The 15,849-nt window shown below is 53.1% G+C and carries 13 protein-coding genes; 7 read left to right on the forward strand and 6 right to left on the reverse strand.

The annotated features are described in order from the left end of the window. From A0W33_RS08255 to A0W33_RS08270, 4 genes are all read left to right on the forward strand, one after another. Window positions 1-1,233 carry an Lnb N-terminal periplasmic domain-containing protein gene (locus tag A0W33_RS08255; protein WP_068837709.1) on the forward strand — a complete coding sequence of 411 codons (1,233 nt, stop codon included), beginning with the start codon at window positions 1-3 and terminating at the stop codon, window positions 1,231-1,233. Then, complete coding sequence (locus A0W33_RS08260; protein ID WP_068837710.1) at window positions 1,230-2,033, forward strand: inositol monophosphatase family protein; 804 nt, start codon at window positions 1,230-1,232, stop codon at window positions 2,031-2,033. The genes A0W33_RS08255 and A0W33_RS08260 overlap by 4 nt, the downstream gene beginning before the upstream one ends. Before the next feature lie 31 nt (window positions 2,034-2,064). Further along, window positions 2,065-2,247 (forward strand): FeoB-associated Cys-rich membrane protein, encoded by a 183-nt coding sequence (locus A0W33_RS08265; RefSeq protein WP_068837711.1) that lies wholly within the window; start codon window positions 2,065-2,067, stop codon window positions 2,245-2,247. A gap of 199 nt (window positions 2,248-2,446) precedes the next feature. Further along, window positions 2,447-2,785: a hypothetical protein gene (locus A0W33_RS08270; RefSeq protein WP_068837712.1), complete on the forward strand. Its 339-nt coding sequence runs from the start codon at window positions 2,447-2,449 to the stop codon at window positions 2,783-2,785. A 60-nt stretch (window positions 2,786-2,845) separates the two neighbouring features. Here the strand turns inward: A0W33_RS08270 and A0W33_RS08275 are convergent, their stop codons facing one another. From A0W33_RS08275 to A0W33_RS08305, 6 genes are all read right to left on the reverse strand, one after another. Next, window positions 2,846-3,790 (reverse strand): mechanosensitive ion channel family protein, encoded by a 945-nt coding sequence (locus tag A0W33_RS08275; protein WP_229802092.1) that lies wholly within the window; start codon window positions 3,788-3,790, stop codon window positions 2,846-2,848. Between the two features lie 23 nt (window positions 3,791-3,813). Continuing rightward, a complete protein-coding gene (locus A0W33_RS08280; RefSeq protein WP_068837713.1) occupies window positions 3,814-4,836 on the reverse strand; it encodes an SPASM domain-containing protein in 1,023 nt (340 codons plus the stop codon). A 114-nt stretch (window positions 4,837-4,950) separates the two neighbouring features. After that, the gene (locus A0W33_RS08285; RefSeq protein ID WP_068837714.1) at window positions 4,951-6,138 is read right to left on the reverse strand and encodes a baeRF3 domain-containing protein; all 1,188 of its coding nucleotides are present in this window, start codon (window positions 6,136-6,138) and stop codon (window positions 4,951-4,953) included. 215 nt (window positions 6,139-6,353) lie between these two features. After that, a complete protein-coding gene (locus A0W33_RS08290; RefSeq protein ID WP_068837715.1) occupies window positions 6,354-7,775 on the reverse strand; it encodes a peroxiredoxin family protein in 1,422 nt (473 codons plus the stop codon). A gap of 412 nt (window positions 7,776-8,187) precedes the next feature. Further along, window positions 8,188-9,567 carry a DNA repair protein RadA gene (radA, locus tag A0W33_RS08295; protein WP_068837716.1) on the reverse strand — a complete coding sequence of 460 codons (1,380 nt, stop codon included), beginning with the start codon at window positions 9,565-9,567 and terminating at the stop codon, window positions 8,188-8,190. A gap of 338 nt (window positions 9,568-9,905) precedes the next feature. Next, complete coding sequence (locus tag A0W33_RS08305) at window positions 9,906-12,827, reverse strand: CHASE domain-containing protein (protein WP_068837718.1); 2,922 nt, start codon at window positions 12,825-12,827, stop codon at window positions 9,906-9,908. 258 nt (window positions 12,828-13,085) lie between these two features. Between A0W33_RS08305 and A0W33_RS08310 the strand changes: the two genes are divergently transcribed. From A0W33_RS08310 to fumC, 3 genes are all read left to right on the forward strand, one after another. Further along, a complete protein-coding gene (locus A0W33_RS08310) occupies window positions 13,086-13,568 on the forward strand; it encodes an Mpo1 family 2-hydroxy fatty acid dioxygenase (RefSeq protein WP_068837719.1) in 483 nt (160 codons plus the stop codon). Window positions 13,569-13,592: 24 nt separating this feature from the next. After that, the gene (locus tag A0W33_RS08315) at window positions 13,593-14,309 is read left to right on the forward strand and encodes a hypothetical protein (RefSeq protein ID WP_068837720.1); all 717 of its coding nucleotides are present in this window, start codon (window positions 13,593-13,595) and stop codon (window positions 14,307-14,309) included. A 120-nt stretch (window positions 14,310-14,429) separates the two neighbouring features. Continuing rightward, on the forward strand, window positions 14,430-15,827 hold the full coding sequence (gene fumC, locus A0W33_RS08320; RefSeq protein ID WP_068837721.1) for a class II fumarate hydratase: 1,398 nt from the start codon (window positions 14,430-14,432) through the stop codon (window positions 15,825-15,827). Window positions 15,828-15,849: the final 22 nt, after the last annotated feature.

Consider the following 15,849-nt stretch of genomic DNA (forward strand, 5'->3'; position numbering starts at 1 on the left):
ATGAAAGCATACATTCAGAAAATTGTACTGGCGCTGCTCTTCTCCCTGGTTACCCTGCCGGGTTGGGCACAATTTGAGGGATACCAGCTCTCGCCACAGGCCAAAATCAGCCTGATTACCTGCTCCAGTGGCGAAGACCTGTACTCGGTTTTCGGCCACAGCGCTGTGCGCGTAAACGACCCGATCTCGGGGCTGGACGTGGTATTCAACTACGGCACCTTCGATTTTGACGAGCCTAACTTTTACCTCAAGTTTGCGCGCGGTAAGCTCAACTACAAGCTCTCTGCGGCACATTTTCAGGATTTCGTGTACAGCTACGTGCGCGACAACCGCTCGGTGTACGAGCAGGAGCTGAATCTGACTGAGGAGCAACGGCAGCAGTACTGGGCCTTTCTGACGAACAATTACCTGCCTGCCAACCGCTTTTACCTCTACGACTTTTTTTTCGACAACTGTGCCACCCGCATTCGCGACGGCTTAGAGGCGGCGCTTCCCAACCAGATCACCTTTAACATCAGCGAGTTTGATGAGGATTATACCTTCCGCAACCTGATTGATTTATACTTGCCGCCGCAGCCTTGGGGCGACTTCGGAATCGACCTGGCTCTCGGTGCGCGCATTGACGAGGAGGCGACTCCTTACCAGTACATGTTCCTGCCCGAATACCTGGCAAGGGGTTTTGCTAACGCAACCGTTGCCCAGAAAGGCATGGCGGCACCGCTTACGCTAGAGCGCCACACCATCTATGAGCGGGAGCCAATTCCTCATACAGCCGGCCCCATTACACCTGTGGTCGTGTGCTGGGCTTTCCTCGTGCTGGTGGCCGTTGTAACGGTGCTGGACTTTACCAAAGGGCGTCGCAGCCGCCTGTTCGATATTGTGTTTTTTTTGCTGATGGGCCTGCTGGGCATCCTGCTCCTGCTGCTCTGGATTGCCACCGACCACCAGGCCACCGCCTGGAACTTTAACCTGCTCTGGGCGATTCCGGTGCATGCGGTAGTGGCTTTTTTCCTGGGCCGCCAGGTGCTACCGGAGTGGGTGCGAAAGTACATGCTGTTCACTGCTTTGCTGACAGCGGTAGTATTGCTGGGCTGGCCGTTCTGGCCGCAGCAGTTCCATGCTGCTTTCCTGCCGCTGGTGCTGGCCATCGGCCTTAGAGCCGCTTATACCGTATGGTTCTCTAAAAAGGCAGCCACCATCACACAAAGCAAAAGCGTAGCAACAAGCTTATGAATTTAGCACAACTTGCCAATAACCTGAATATCATCTGCCGCAAAGCAGGTTCCTTTATCCGCCAGGAAGGCGAAACCTTCGACCGCTCCAAAATTGAGAAGAAGGGGTTCAATGACCTCGTTTCCTATGTAGATAAGGAGGCCGAGAAGCAACTGGTGGAGGGGCTACGGAAGCTGCTGCCGGAAGCCGGCTTTATCACAGAGGAGGGCACTGACTCTACCAGGGGCGAGCGCTTTAACTGGGTAATCGACCCTTTGGACGGCACCACCAATTTTACCCACAGCCTGCCAGTATATTGCGTGAGCGTTGGCTTGATGGACGGTGACGAAGTGGTAGTCGGCACAGTGTATGACCCAAGCCGCGACGAGTGCTTCTGGGCCTACAAGGGCGGCGGCGCCTACTGCAACGATACCCGCATCCAGGTGTCTGACGCCCCGGCGTTGAAAGATGGTCTGATTGCAACCGGCTTTCCCTACTACGACTTTGGCCTGACGCAGCAGTACCTGCAGGTGCTCGGCTCGTTCATGTCCAAATCGCATGGCATACGCCGTATGGGCTCTGCCGCCATTGATCTGGCGTATGTGGCTTGCGGCCGTTTCGAAGGCTTTTTTGAGTATAACCTGAACCCCTGGGATGTGGCTGGTGGCGCAATTATTGTGCTGGAGGCGGGCGGCACCGTGAGCAAGTTCACCACAGACGGAGACTTTCTGTTTGGCCGGGAGATTGTGGCCAGCAACGGCCATGTACACTCCGAGATGCAGCAAACGATTGCAGAGTTCTGGAAAAAGGAGCCGGCTTAAACTTTTTATACTTGCGGAGGGTTTTTAAACTATGATACAGCAACTCATCATCCTGCTTATTTTTCTGGTAGCCGTAGCCTACATGGGCCGCATGATTTACCGCAGCTTTGCAGCGAAGAGCGGCTGCGCCAAAGGGTGCGGCTCCTGCGGCAGCATCGACTTCAGCAAAATCCAGAAGGACCTTGAGAAGCAAAAGCTGTTAAAGAACGGTTAGCCAAAATAAGTAATGAAACTATCCCATGGCCACTGGTGATTGCCTGTTAGCAATCACCAGTGGCCATTCCTTTTTCCCACCATTCGCTCCCGGCTTGCTATACTTGGTTTCTCCTATTTCCCTTAGAATGTTTTTCGTATCTAAACTTCATTTTTGCGTATAGAAACACACGTTTACTTGAATCATAAAAACGAAAGTTATGGAAGATAAAGAAGAAATGACCTCCCTTGTAACAGCCCTCAACAAGCTGCGCAAGGACGGGTATAAAATTGACTTTAAAGTAACAGAGGACGGACGCCTGGCCACCATGGATGACAAGGAAAGCTTTGCGCCGGACCAGGTGCGCATCGTGGATTTTTACCGCTTTGAAGGAGAAAGCAATCCCGATGACATGGCCATACTCTATGTGCTGGAGACTACTACTGGCGCCAAGGGCAGCATCTCTGACTCTTACGGAGCCTACAGCAACGAAAACATCGAGACGTTCATGAAAAAGGTGGAAGACCTGGGCATGAACCTGGATAAAGGAAAAAGATAAAGCAGAAAGGGCCGGTGTAGTAACCGGCCCTTTCTGCTTTATCTAAACACTTGTTGATTTTTACTGGCCTCCGCCATTCAGGCGCTGGCCATTTTTTATGGAGGCTGTTATGGTCTGCAGCTCTTCGCTTAGCTTCTCGCCTCCTTTTATCCCGAAGTCCAGCGTGCGGATAGGGAACGGGATCATGATATCGTTGGCATCGAAGGCTTTCTTAATGCGGATAATCGCGTCGCTCTTCGCCGAAACATAGTCGATCTGCCTGTGGTACGTAATCCAGAACCGGGCCTTGAAGTTGATGGAGCTGTCGCCGAAGGCATCGTACATTACCTCGATATCACGGCTTGGGATGCGGTTCTTTACCTCCTGCAGCGCCTCAATGACCACTTGCTGTACTTTCTCTAAATCATCGCCATAAGAGATGCCTACCTCCAGGTCTACCCGCCGGCTGCCACGCACAGAGAAGTTGGTCACCGGGTTCTCGAACACCATCTTATTCGGTAGCCACACCAGTTCACCTGTCACCTGCCTGATGTCTATCGTGCGGAGCGTTATCCGCTCAATCGTGCCCTGGTAGTCGTTGGTTTCGATCATGTCGCCCACCCGGAATGGCTTTCTAACGGCAATGATAACACCTGCAATAAAGTTGGCCGCGATGTCCTGAAACGCGAAACCGAGCGCCAGACCAAGTATACCAACACCAGCCAGCATGGAAACCACCACCTTGTCGAGCCCCAGCACGTTGAGCGCCAGGAAAAAGCCGATGCCTACCATGATGATGTACAGGATGGTAAGTGCCAGGTTATTGAGCGCTGCACTGTGCGAGAAGCGGCCCATAAACTTCTCCAGCCAATTCCGGACAAGCCGGGCTATCAGAAACGACAGGAATACAATAACCAGTGCTACCAACAGGTTAGGCAGCAGCAATATGCCCTGCTCGCCCCAATTCTCCAGTTTGCCCCACAGCAGCGTGATGGCATCGTTTATGTCTTGAATATTGGTTTTCACGTTACGCTTTTTAGGTTAATGGCTTATGCCCATACTTTTGTGCCTTCGGTGCAATTGCGGCACATCTCTATTTCGCTGCGCGAGCGCAGCACTGTTTGCCTGAACTTGTTATACTTGTCTCCGCGCCATACTTGCGTAAAATCCTGCTGCTGCAGGTCGCCCTGTCGGTACTCCGCGTCTTTGTCGAAGCAGCAGGGTACTACCAGCCCATCCCAGGTTATTACACAGGAGTGCCACATTTTCCAGCAGTGGTTCAGCAGCTTGTTCTTTACACTGTAGCTGCCGTCGCCGTTGTTGCGGTACCTCGAGTAATAGTCGATAGTCGGAATAAGGGGTGAGCCCTGGGCGTAATCATAAATTTGGGCAGTTTTAAACACCACTTCATCCACCCCCAGCTCCTCCGCCAGTTTTTTTACGTCATCCAGCTGATGCTCGTTAGGCCGCACGACTAAAAACTGGAACATGATGTGCGGCGTCTTTGATTTCAGCTCCTTTTTCCACTTCACCACGTTGCGCGTGCCCTCCAGCACTTTCTCCAGTTTGCCGCCCACACGGTAGGCGGCATAAGTTTCCTGTGTGGTGCCATCAATAGATACGATCAGGCGGTCCAGGCCGGATTCCACTGTTTTGCGTGCCGTCTCATCATCCAGGAAATGGGCGTTGGTAGAGGTGGCTGTGTAGATGCCTTTATCCGAGGCGTACTTCACCAGCTCCAGGAAGCTCTTGTGCAAGTATGGTTCCCCCTGAAAATAGAAGATGAGGTACAGCAGGCGCTGGTGCAGCTGATCGATGGTATCCTTGAACAGCTCGTTCTGCAGCATGCCTGTTGGGCGCGAGAAGGAGCGGAGACCGCTGGGGCACTCGGGGCAGCGCAGGTTACAGGAGGTGGTTGGCTCCAGCGAAATACTAAGCGGATAGCCCCAGTGCCTGGCGCGGCCCGTCAGCTTGGAGTATACGTAGCTTCCTACCACCTGCAGTGCATTAAGGGCACGCAGTGGGGTGAGCTTTGATAGAAAGTTTAAACCATCCGCCAGATGAATTGCCATGGGGGTTGTCGCGCTAAGGCGGCCGGTTACAAGTGGCCGCAAAAAAAGGGATAGCCAAACTGGCTATCCCACTAAGATATGCTTTCTGGCGCTTACGGCCAAGAATTCGCTGGTTTAGTATCTGAAGAGCGCCTTTATACTTGTGTTGTTGGTACCCATTTCAGACGCCTCTCCGTTATTGCTCACAAACACGCGACCTCCCTGTGAAATGGTTTTTACTGCCGCCAGGTTGATCAAATCGAAGTCGCCGCGACGGTAGTTGTCGTGCACTTCGGCTGTGGCGTTCACGTTGTCGTACGTTCCCCAAACCGGACTTCCGGGCTTGATAAACAGTGTATCGATGCGCCCGTGCATGGACTCGGCAGCCACGGTGGCCACATCCTCGGAGGTGACGCCTGTGCCCGCTACATTATTGTAGCGCTCCATCGCTTCTTTCTCGCTCTGCTCCATAATCGGCTTCATCACAGCAAGTGCCTTTTCGTGCAGTTCACGGCTATCGGCCACGCCTGAGTTCTCGTTCACGTTTATGTTCTGCGGCACGATGTTCTTGTACTTGCTGTGGGCGCGGTAAATAGCGCAGTAGTGGTCTACACCGGCCAGCACCAGCGGCTCATGCGCATCATGCAGTATCTCCTGCAGTCCGTTCGACACACCCTGCAGGAACTCCCGTACGCGCCCATGCTCCTGATCGCCTTTGGTGGTACCGGCCTGGGCTGTGTTGATATAAGAGCCGTTGATCGTGGTTCTGCTGTGCTGGAAATCCTGGTCTTTGCCCCTTGTCTCCGGCTGCAGCGCCTCTTCTATCGACTCCGGTATCATAGAGCTGATGTTTATCTCCTTGATGGTGTCGATGGTGGCCTCGTAAAAGGTAACCTGCTCCCGGAACAGGTGCAGCACAAAGAAGCGGCCGTTCTGGCTAAGGATGGGAAGTATAGGCGTAAAGTAAAACTGATTCAGCACATATACCTCGGTTGGCATGGTAACCGGCAGGTTGTAATGCACTGAAAAGCCTTTGGTGATAAACACCACCAGCCCATCGCTCTGGTGCCTCCAGAAGTTATTGTCGTGCAGCAGCTCTTCGGCCGGCTTGATGTATGATTCGATCTCCGCCTGTGGCACATCGTGGGCAGTCAGCAGTTCCTTCGCCTTTCTAATCTGGTTTTTGAACAGGGTACTGTCCACGCCATTCAGCGTTTGCGGGCCGGTGCGGTGGGTGGGTAAGTAAAATGAAATGCAGAGGGCATTTGTGTTATTCTGTACATTGATGAGTTTCTCAATGTCTTGTTTATTGATTAATGCCATAAAAATATCCGTTATAAGTTATGTTTTCAAATGTGTTCGGGGCATCTGTTTTAAGATGCAGCGTATAGCCTTAAAGTACGCAGCAAAACAAGCAACGGTTATTGGCACCCCCTACTTGGCAGGCACAGAAACGGCCGCAGCCATAAAAAAAGCCCGGCACCTTTACGGTACCGGGCTATGATTCGGGACATGTTATCCTGCAACAGCAGGCCGTTTTACTTCAGTGATGCCTGTTTCACTGACAGGTGCTCCAGAATATCATTTACCACTTCTGTATCGTTGGGGTGGCGCGCCTTCGTGCTGATAAAGCGGCCTTCCTGGTCGAGCAGAAAGTATGCCGGCCCATCCGACAGGCCGTAGAGCTGCGCCAGTTCTTTCTGCTGCGCGGGAGCGACAAACACATGGCTTGCCTGCAGCTTTTTCCCCTGCACCTTTTCGCGCCACTGCTGCTCGCTTTCGGCTAAATGCACTGTCAGAAAAACTACTTTACGGCCTTGCAGTTTCGTAGCCAGCTGCTCCAGGTGCGGCTGCTCTATGGTGCACAGGGCACAGTTGTTGCGCAGAAAGCTAAGGTATACTACCTGCTCCTTCAGGTCGCTCAGCGCCACAGTGTCTCCCGCCAGGTTAACAGAGGTGAAATCGCCGGCTACGCTGCCAATTACCAGCGACTTGTTTGTCCGGAACTGCTCAGCCAGGTAAGCATTCACTGCGGTATTGCTGCTTTTGGCGGTAAAATCCTCCAGCATCTGCTGGGTATACTTGAGGTGGCCCAGTTTTATCGACTGCTTCAGAATGTGCGTTTGCGCCATTAGCTGTGCCTGCCCCTGCAGCCTTTCCGCTGCCACTGTATACGCTTGCTGGTAGTACTCCTTGTCCTTGCTCGTATGCCCTGCCTCACGGGTGTAGTGGGCAGTATAGGCGGGCAGAAAGCTTATGAAAGCAGAGCTGATCAGGTTAGCTGGGCGCTGCATGTCCAGCTTCTCCAGGTAAGTATAGAATGACGCTGATGGCCTTGTAATAGTGGCCCGCATGACCTGCTGCCTCAGCGGGTGGTAACTTAGTTTGTCTTTGGCATAGCCGAACTCGATCTCGGCCAGTATGTAACTTTTGAAGTTTTCTGACAGGGGCTTTTTGTCCGTAAACTTCTCCAGGCTCTCCATTTGGTCGTTGCGGCGGTACTCCAGGAATTCAGCGAATTCCCCTTCCAACAGCTTAATGTTATCTGGCAGCACCTGGAAATCCTCCTCATCCACGTAGCGGGTGGTGAAAGCCGCCAGAAAGTTGTTCTCGTTCGCTCCCGTGCCGGTATACTTGAGGGTCTTCAGAAACCTGTTCCCGTTAAAGCTTAGGCTCAGGTCGTAGCCGGGTTCCAGGTACACCGGCACTACTTCTTCGCCATGCACCAGTTCAGCCACCACAGCCCCCGTTACCGGCACCTCAATGCGGAACGTGTTGCCGTTCAGGGCCACCTGCACCTGCTGCTCTTCCGGAATGAGCGGGTTAGGAACAGTTATGAGTTCTATGTAACCAGAAAGGGGGTTGGAGATTTTACCTGTAATAGTGGCCTTGCCCTGTGCAAAGAGCTGGTTAGCCATTAACAGAAGCAGGGCCTGCAGTAGAAATCTGTATTTAATCATAAGGAGCGACTTTGGCTAAAAGATGCGGTTTCCACTGCCATCAAACCTGCCTAAGGTGCAATATTAGCGGATGTTAGGCACTGTAACAACACTGTTTAAGAATATAATTCCAGCCAATACGCAAATCCCACATTTCATTAGAAAATACAAATATCATCTATGATTAGCACCAGGAAACCAACTTGTCATCCTCCTGCTACACCTTACCGAAGCAAGGTAGGCCTCAAACAAAAAACCACTTCCCATCAATACAGGCAAAACTATGCCGTAAAGGGAAGTGGCTACTTTGGTTTCTTACACTATAATGCCCTTGTTTGAACAAGGAATCTGCTCTCTCTATTTTTACATTTAAAATGCTGGAAAGTTAAATGTGTCTTATACTTGCTCGTCAGGAAAAAGCCTAACTTTTCAGTTATCCGAACAAGCTGCCAAACACCTCCTCTAATCGGCCATAGGCGTGGATGTTGATGGAAAACTTACTTAGGTCTACCCCTTTTTTGTTATACTTTGAGATATAGATATCGGTGAAGCCCAGCTTTTCGGCCTCGGTAATGCGGTTCTCCACGCGATTTACGGCTCGCACCTCGCCTCCCAAACCTACCTCCGCTGCAAAAGCAGCTGTGCTAGGAATCGCAATATCTTCGAAAGAGGAGAGGATAGAGGCGCACACAGCCAGATCAAGCGCAGGGTCCTCCACCTTCAGGCCACCGGCAATGTTCAGGAACACGTCCTGGGCGCCAAGGCGGTAGCCACCGCGTTTCTCCAGCACCGCCAGCAGCATGTTCAGGCGCTTCCCATCAAAGCCGGTGCTGGTGCGCTGCGGCGTGCCGTACGTGGCGGGGCTCACCAGGCTCTGCACCTCTATCAGCAGCGGGCGGTTGCCCTCCAGCGTCGCGCCTATACTTATACCGCTAAAGGCGTCCTCCCGCTGTGAGATCAGTATCTCCGACGGGTTGCTCACTTCGCGCAGGCCGGTGCCCAGCATTTCGTAAATGCCCAGTTCTGAAGTGGAGCCAAAGCGGTTTTTGGTGGTGCGCAGGATGCGGTACGTCATGTGGCGATCGCCCTCAAACTGCAGCACCGTATCCACCATGTGCTCCAGTATCTTCGGGCCAGCCAGGTTTCCTTCTTTGGTGATGTGGCCGATCAGGAAGACGGGGGTGCCGCTCTCTTTGGCAAACTTCAGCAGTTCGGCCGTGCACTCGCGCACCTGGCTTACGCTGCCCGCACCCGCCTCAATAAAAGAGGAGTGGAGCGTCTGGATGGAGTCGATGATAAGTACCTGAGGACGCACCAGCTCTACCTGCTTAAAGATGTTCTGCGTTCCGGTTTCGGTAAGTATAAAACAGTCGGAGGTTTGGGCGGTGAGGCGCTCGGCGCGCATCTTAATCTGCTGCTCGCTTTCCTCTCCGCTCACGTACAGCACCTTCAGGCCGCTTAGGCCTAGGGCAATCTGCAGCATCAGCGTACTTTTGCCAATACCCGGCTCGCCCCCAATGAGTACCATGGAGCCTGGCACAATGCCGCCGCCCAGCACCCGGTTCAGCTCCTGATCCGGCGTAACAATGCGGTGCTGCTCCTGGTAACTGATGTCGGCGATGGATTTGGGCTTGTTGGACACCTGCGCCGTGCTGCTGCCCACTTTCCAGGCGGTGGTGGGCGTTACCTCCTCGCGCTGCACTACTTCTTCCACATAGGTGTTCCACTCGCCGCAGGCGGGGCATTTGCCTATCCATTTGGCCGATTGGGCGCCGCAGTTCTGGCAGAAGTAGGATGTTTTTATTTTAGCCATTTATTTCGTTGTTCGTTACTCGTTGTTCGTTTTTGGGGCAGTTACCCCAGTTATTCAGAACAAAATCCAGAGGCAGAAGGATCAGCTTTTCCTAATTGTTTTCTGGCTCCATAGGCTCAATACAGGCTTTTATACTTTAAGAATCGAAATTCAAGATCCTGGCGCAAGCGTCCGCTTGTGCCTTGCGCCAGCAAAACTGTACAAGCGGACGCCATTTTTCACTAACTGTCATCTCGACGATAGGAGTGGAGAAATGTGCTTCAGCCCGTTTGTTCATGCATGTCGGCGCAAGCGGACGCTTGCGCCAGTCAGTGTTGGTTGATGTCACTCAGCTGTACCTATACCTCCTCTGCCACCGGCGCCTGCTTAAAGTATACCCGGAACGTAGTGCCTTTGCCCAGCTCGCTCTCCACCTCAATTTTGCCGCCGTTGTTCTCGATGATGCGCTTGACGATGTAAAGGCCGATACCCGTGCCCTCCACGTGCGTGTGCAGGCGCTTGAACATGGTGAACAGCTTGTGCTGCTGCTCTTTTTTAATACCAAGCCCATTGTCCTGCACCTCCAGCACCACAAAGTCGCCTTCCTGGTACGTGTGCACCCGCACCTCTGGCGCGCGCTCCGGCGATTTATACTTGATGGCGTTGCTCACGAGGTTGTAGATGATACTGCGCAGGTTCTTGGGGGCGTACAGGATGCGTGCCACCTGGAAGTCTGTCTTGAAAACCACGCCGGACTCTTCTACCAGCCCATGGATGTCGGTGGTCACGTCGCGGAACTTCTTCTCGAACGAGAGTGGCTCCACCGCCACATCCGACTCCTTCTGTACTTTCGTGATCTCGGCCAGGTCGGCGATGGTGCCTTTCAGCTTGTTAATGGAGTTCTGCACCATGTCCAGCACCTGCATGTCTTCCGCATTCAACTTGCCGTTGAGGATGTCGTGCAGCAGCATCACCAGGCCTTCCATGTTCGCAATCGGCGACTTGAGATCGTGCGAGGCGGTGTACACAAAATTGTCCAGGTCGTTGTTGATGCGCAGCAGCTCCATGTTCTTTACACTAAGGGCATCGTTGGTATTGCTCAGTTCCCGGCGGGCGCTCACCAGCTCGGTTACCTCCACGGCAAACACCAGCACCGCCTCTACCTCACTTGTACTATCCAACAGGGGCTGGTACACCAGGTTAAAGAAGCCCTGCTCCAGCTTCCCGTTGTTCAGCCGGTCGATGGAGGTCAGCACCTCGTTGCCCACAAAAGGCTTGCCTGTCTTACAAACCTTCTCCAGGCGCTTAAAGAAACCGCGGCCCTCTTGTTCGGAGTGCGCTTCGTAAATGGTTTTGCCTACCAATGGTCTGTTTCCGTACAACTGGCGGTATTTTGGGTTTGCCAGCACATACCGCAGGTCCGATGCCCGCACCAGGCCCACCACTGCCGGCACCTCCAGGAACAGCTTCTGCAGCAGTTCGGCATTTTGCTTTACTTTCTGCTCCGCGTCTTTGATCTCGGTAATGTCAATAACAGAGCTGATGAAGCCGAGGAATTCTCCGTTGGCCCCGAAGCGCGGCGTATTGGTGGAAACCACCCAGCGGTACTCGCCATCGAAGCGGCGCAGCCTGATTTCGATCCGGAAGGCCGTATGGCTGGCAGTGGCTTTTTCAAATTCTGCGGCTAAGCGGCCAATATCCTCCGGGTGCATTACCTCTTTCCAGTGGGTGTTAATGGTATCCTCAAAGCTGATGCCGGTAAAGTCGATCCACTGCTTGTTCACATACATGAAGTTGAACGACTCATCCATCACCTTAATGATTACCGGGGCACTGTCGGCCATAGTACGGAAGCGGGCCTCACTCTCAATAATGGCTTCGCGGGCCTGCTTTTCGTCTGTAATATCGCGCACCTCAATGATGGTGAAGATGGGTAGCCCGTTCTCCATGATTGGCCTGGCTGCGCAGGTGACGTTAAAGAAAGTGCCGTCTTTCCTGATGAACACGTCTTCGTGTGCCCGCATGCTGTTGTTGGTGGGCAGCGCGCGGTCTATCGGGCACTCTTCCAGTGGATAAGGGCTGCCGTCGGGACGCATATGATGGATCATGTTGTGCAGCGGCTTGTTGCGGATCTCCTCAAAAGTGTAGCCCGTCATTTCCTCAGCTGCCGGGTTCATAAAGGTGCAGTAGCCGTTCACATCCATAATGAAAAGGGCTGCTGTGGCATTATCGGTAATGGTTTGCTTCAGGCGGTTGGAGCGCCGCACGTTAGAGAGCGACCAGATGATGAAAAACATCAGGGCACTGATGATAAAACCGCCCATCAGAATAAAGTAAGGCAGTTCTGTATCGGCTGTGCGCCCAAAGCCATCTTTCGCCGTTATAAACAGCCGCCAGGTGTTATTGCCTATTGCCAGCGTGTTCAGTTCACTGAATTCCCGGTCGTGCCTGGTATGATAGTATAAGGTGGTGTCGGTGCTGTATAGGAGTGATTCCCGCGACAGGTTGGTGCCGTCGTAAATTTCTACGTCAACATCAAGCAGGGAGTCGCCCAGTATGGCTGTCATCAAATCCCTGGCCCGGAATGGGCTGTAGACAAAGCCCTTTATCAGCCGCTGCCGCTCTTTGATAGACTCCGGCCTGGCGTTATCCTGGTACACGGGCAGATAAATAAGGAAGCCGGGCTGCTCATCCTGCCCATTCTCCTGTATCAGCCTTACCTTGCCCGACATGGCGGGTTGCCGGGTGTCGCGGGCTACGCGCATAGCCGATTGGCGCACCGAGTCGCTGTACATGTCATAGCCAAATGCCCGCAGGTTGCGGCTGGAGAGGGGTTCCAAAAAGATGATGGAAGTATAAAGATCCCGCTTGCCCTCCGGTGTCACCTTAAAGTTCTCATATCCTGCCCGGCGCATCTGCTGCTCGTGCCGCTGCAACTGCTCTGCCCTAACCACCTGCGAAAAGCCGAAGCCCTGCAGCCCCGGGTACTGCTCCTCCAGGTTCAGCGCTTCGTAATACTTGCGCCAATCCTCGCGCGTAACCGTGTCAGACGACAGAAAAAGGGCTTTGCCGCCTACCAGTATCTGCACATAGTCGTGCATACGCTTGTCTACAGCGCGGGTAATTTGCTCGGCACGTATAGAGAAGAGTTTGGCGCTGCGCTCCTCTGCCTTCTTTTTAGTTTCGGAATAAACGAATAGGGTAAGCAGGAAAATAAGCAGAAAAGAGAATATTGCTATAAAATAGTCTCTTATAAAAGCAGCCAGTTTGGCGAAGTTCATGTGTAACAGTTAAATGCCAGGTAAGGTGTAACTACGGTTGCTCGGTTATAGTTGCACCTGTTATCAGGCATCGATTTGGTATGTCGTAAATATATAAAAAAGGAGCTTGCCTACCAATAGCTTATTTTGTTCTGAAAAAACAGGCTACCGTTGCTAACTGGCTAATAACGCGTTTTTCCTGCTTGCATACATGCCTCTGAATTATTATATTTCCTACTGTTCTGCAGGCCTTGCCGCAGCAGTATTAAACTAACTTGTATGCGAACAATTCAGCAATGGTTCGATGCCTACGGCGAAAGCCACCAGAACCACACCAACAAGCTTATCCATTGGGTTTGCGTGCCCCTGATCTTCTTCAGCATCATCGGTTTGTTGGCCAGCATCCCCAGTGAGCCGCTGAAAGCACTTTTCCCGCTGCCGATGCGGCCCTTTGTGCACTTCGGAACCGTAGTTATACTGCTGGGGCTGCTGTTTTACCTGCGCCTGTCGGTTACTATGTTTTTGGGAATGGCCCTGATTTGCGCCGTGGTGCTATGGGGGGTGCATGTAGTGGCTGCCGCCTTTACCACGCCGCTCTGGCTTATCTGCCTGGTGGTGTTTGTGCTGGCCTGGATTGGGCAGTTCTACGGGCACAAGGTGGAGGGCAAGAAGCCATCCTTCCTGAAAGACCTGCAGTTCCTGCTCATCGGGCCCGCCTGGTTACTTGGATTTATCTATCGGAAATTGGGCATACCGTATTAACTTTGCGGTACCAATTAAATTTTTATGCTGGAAATAATTAAAAGCCTGCTGATTGCCTTTTTTGCCGTAGCCGTGCTGTTGCCGGTAATCCGCTATGCTTTTCGCCGCCTGTCGCCTGTCCGCTCGCTGGAAACGATGACAGCGGATGAGGTGAAGTTCATTCAGAAGCGGGAGTTGCTGCTCACGATTGCCTATTTCTTCTTCGCCAGCGTTTTTGCCGTGTTCAGTGCCGGCATGCTGGCGCTGCTGGCCAGCATTCTGCATGCCTCCAAAGAGCATCTGCACGTGCTTACTCCTAACTTCAGGGCCTTTTTCGCTCCCGGACTGCTTATCGGCCTTACGCTGGCCCTGCTGCCGCTCCGGTTGGTGCAAAAAACACTGATGGGCCACGATTACGAGCTCTATAAAACCTACCTGGCCCAGAACGAAGGGCACCAGTCCAAGCGCATGTATGGCGTGCTGCTACTGCTGATGCTGGTGCTGTCGGGGGTAGTAGGTTGGTTTGCGCTGCGCTGGCACGTCACCATCGATGCGGAGCAGATGGAAGTTACGAACCTGCTGAACGAGCACCGCACCTACCAGATGCAGGACATTCAAAGCATCCATTACCTGGGGGCGGAGGGCGAGTACCTCGTAACGTTCGATGACCAGACAAACGTAGACATGCGGTACCTGAAGCCCGTACAACTGGAGATGATTGCCATGCTTTCTCAGCAGTCGGGCAAGCGCGTGATCCGCTAGTGCTGTAGGGCAGGCCTTACATCAAACCTAAGGACACAGAACCCGTGACTCTGAACTAAGTATAAAGTTTTGTATTTTTGCCACAGACACCTATTCCTTTTAACCAATAGATAAAACTAGATGCAAGTTCGCGTAGAGAAAGACACGATGGGGCCTATCGAGGTGCCTGCAGACAAATATTGGGGCGCTCAGACACAGCGTTCAAAAGAGAACTTCACCATTGGCGGGCAGCAAATGCCGCAGGAGGTGATCGAAGCCTTTGCCATACTTAAGAAATCGGCCGCACAGGCAAACGCCGAATTGGGCGTGCTGGCGCAGGATAAGGCAGATATCATTTCGCAGGTGTGCGACGAGATACTTGATGGCCAGCTGAACGACCAGTTCCCGCTGGTAGTATGGCAGACCGGATCGGGCACGCAGTCGAACATGAACGTGAACGAGGTGGTGGCCAACCGGGCGCACGTGGTGCTGGGCGGCGACCTGATGGACGAGAAAAAGAAGATCCACCCGAACGACGACGTGAACAAGTCGCAGTCGTCTAACGATACTTTCCCGACAGCCATGCACATTGCCGCTTACAAAAAAGTGGTGGAGCATACGCTGCCGATGATCAAAAAGCTACACGACACGCTGCAAAGCAAGTCGGAGGAGTTTATGGGTGTGGTTAAGATTGGCCGCACGCACCTGATGGACGCTACGCCGCTGACACTGGGCCAGGAGCTTTCTGGCTACGTGAAGCAGCTGGAGTACGGCATGAAGGCGCTAAGCAACACGCTCGATCACCTGAAAGACCTGGCACTTGGCGGCTCTGCCGTTGGTACGGGACTGAACACACCGGAAGGTTATGCTGAGCTGGTAGCCCAGAAGATATCCAAGTATGCGGGCCATGAATTCCGCACGGCACCAAACAAGTTTGAGGCACTTGCCGCCCACGATGCGATGGTGGAAACCTCCGGCGCACTGAAGCAGCTGGCGGTAAGCCTGATGAAAATTGCGAACGATATCCGTTTGCTGGCTTCCGGTCCACGCTCTGGTATCGCGGAGATCATGATCCCGGAAAACGAGCCAGGCTCTTCTATCATGCCGGGCAAGGTAAACCCAACTCAGGCCGAGGCCATGACGATGGTTTGCGCGCAGGTGATTGGTAACGACGTGGCGATTTCGGTAGGTGGCATGAACGGCCATTTCGAGCTGAACGTGTTTAAGCCGATGATGATTTACAACCTGCTGATGAGCGCCCAGCTGATTGGTGATGCCTGCGACTCGTTCGACAAGCATTGCGCGGTAGGCATTGAGCCAAACACGGCCCGCATCAAAGAGAACCTGGAGAACTCGCTGATGCTGGTAACAGCCCTTAACCCACACATTGGTTACGACAACGCTGCTAAGATTGCGAAGAAAGCGCACAAGGAAGGCACTACGCTTCGCCAGGCGGCTATCGCGCTGGAGCTGCTCACCAACGAGCAGTACGACGAGTGGGTACGCCCAGAGGACATGATCGGCAGCTTGAAGAAATAGACGTTAGATTTTAAACGTTAGA

It is taken from the genome of Pontibacter akesuensis (genome assembly GCF_001611675.1).
Taxonomy (GTDB): domain Bacteria; phylum Bacteroidota; class Bacteroidia; order Cytophagales; family Hymenobacteraceae; genus Pontibacter; species Pontibacter akesuensis.

Excerpts from the sequence above, each read along its gene's own strand:
- A0W33_RS08315 (WP_068837720.1), top strand. The coding sequence starts at position 13,593 with ATGCTGGAAATAATTAAAAGCCTGCTGATTGCCTTTTTTGCCGTAGCC.
- A0W33_RS08310 (WP_068837719.1), top strand. The coding sequence starts at position 13,086 with ATGCGAACAATTCAGCAATGGTTCGATGCCTACGGCGAAAGCCACCAG.
- A0W33_RS08270 (WP_068837712.1), top strand. The coding sequence starts at position 2,447 with ATGGAAGATAAAGAAGAAATGACCTCCCTTGTAACAGCCCTCAACAAG.
- A0W33_RS08305 (WP_068837718.1), bottom strand. The coding sequence starts at position 12,827 with ATGAACTTCGCCAAACTGGCTGCTTTTATAAGAGACTATTTTATAGCA.
- radA (WP_068837716.1), bottom strand. The coding sequence starts at position 9,567 with ATGGCTAAAATAAAAACATCCTACTTCTGCCAGAACTGCGGCGCCCAA.
- A0W33_RS08265 (WP_068837711.1), top strand. The coding sequence starts at position 2,065 with ATGATACAGCAACTCATCATCCTGCTTATTTTTCTGGTAGCCGTAGCC.
- fumC (WP_068837721.1), top strand. The coding sequence starts at position 14,430 with ATGCAAGTTCGCGTAGAGAAAGACACGATGGGGCCTATCGAGGTGCCT.
- A0W33_RS08260 (WP_068837710.1), top strand. The coding sequence starts at position 1,230 with ATGAATTTAGCACAACTTGCCAATAACCTGAATATCATCTGCCGCAAA.
- A0W33_RS08290 (WP_068837715.1), bottom strand. The coding sequence starts at position 7,775 with ATGATTAAATACAGATTTCTACTGCAGGCCCTGCTTCTGTTAATGGCT.
- A0W33_RS08255 (WP_068837709.1), top strand. The coding sequence starts at position 1 with ATGAAAGCATACATTCAGAAAATTGTACTGGCGCTGCTCTTCTCCCTG.
- A0W33_RS08285 (WP_068837714.1), bottom strand. The coding sequence starts at position 6,138 with ATGGCATTAATCAATAAACAAGACATTGAGAAACTCATCAATGTACAG.
- A0W33_RS08280 (WP_068837713.1), bottom strand. The coding sequence starts at position 4,836 with ATGGCAATTCATCTGGCGGATGGTTTAAACTTTCTATCAAAGCTCACC.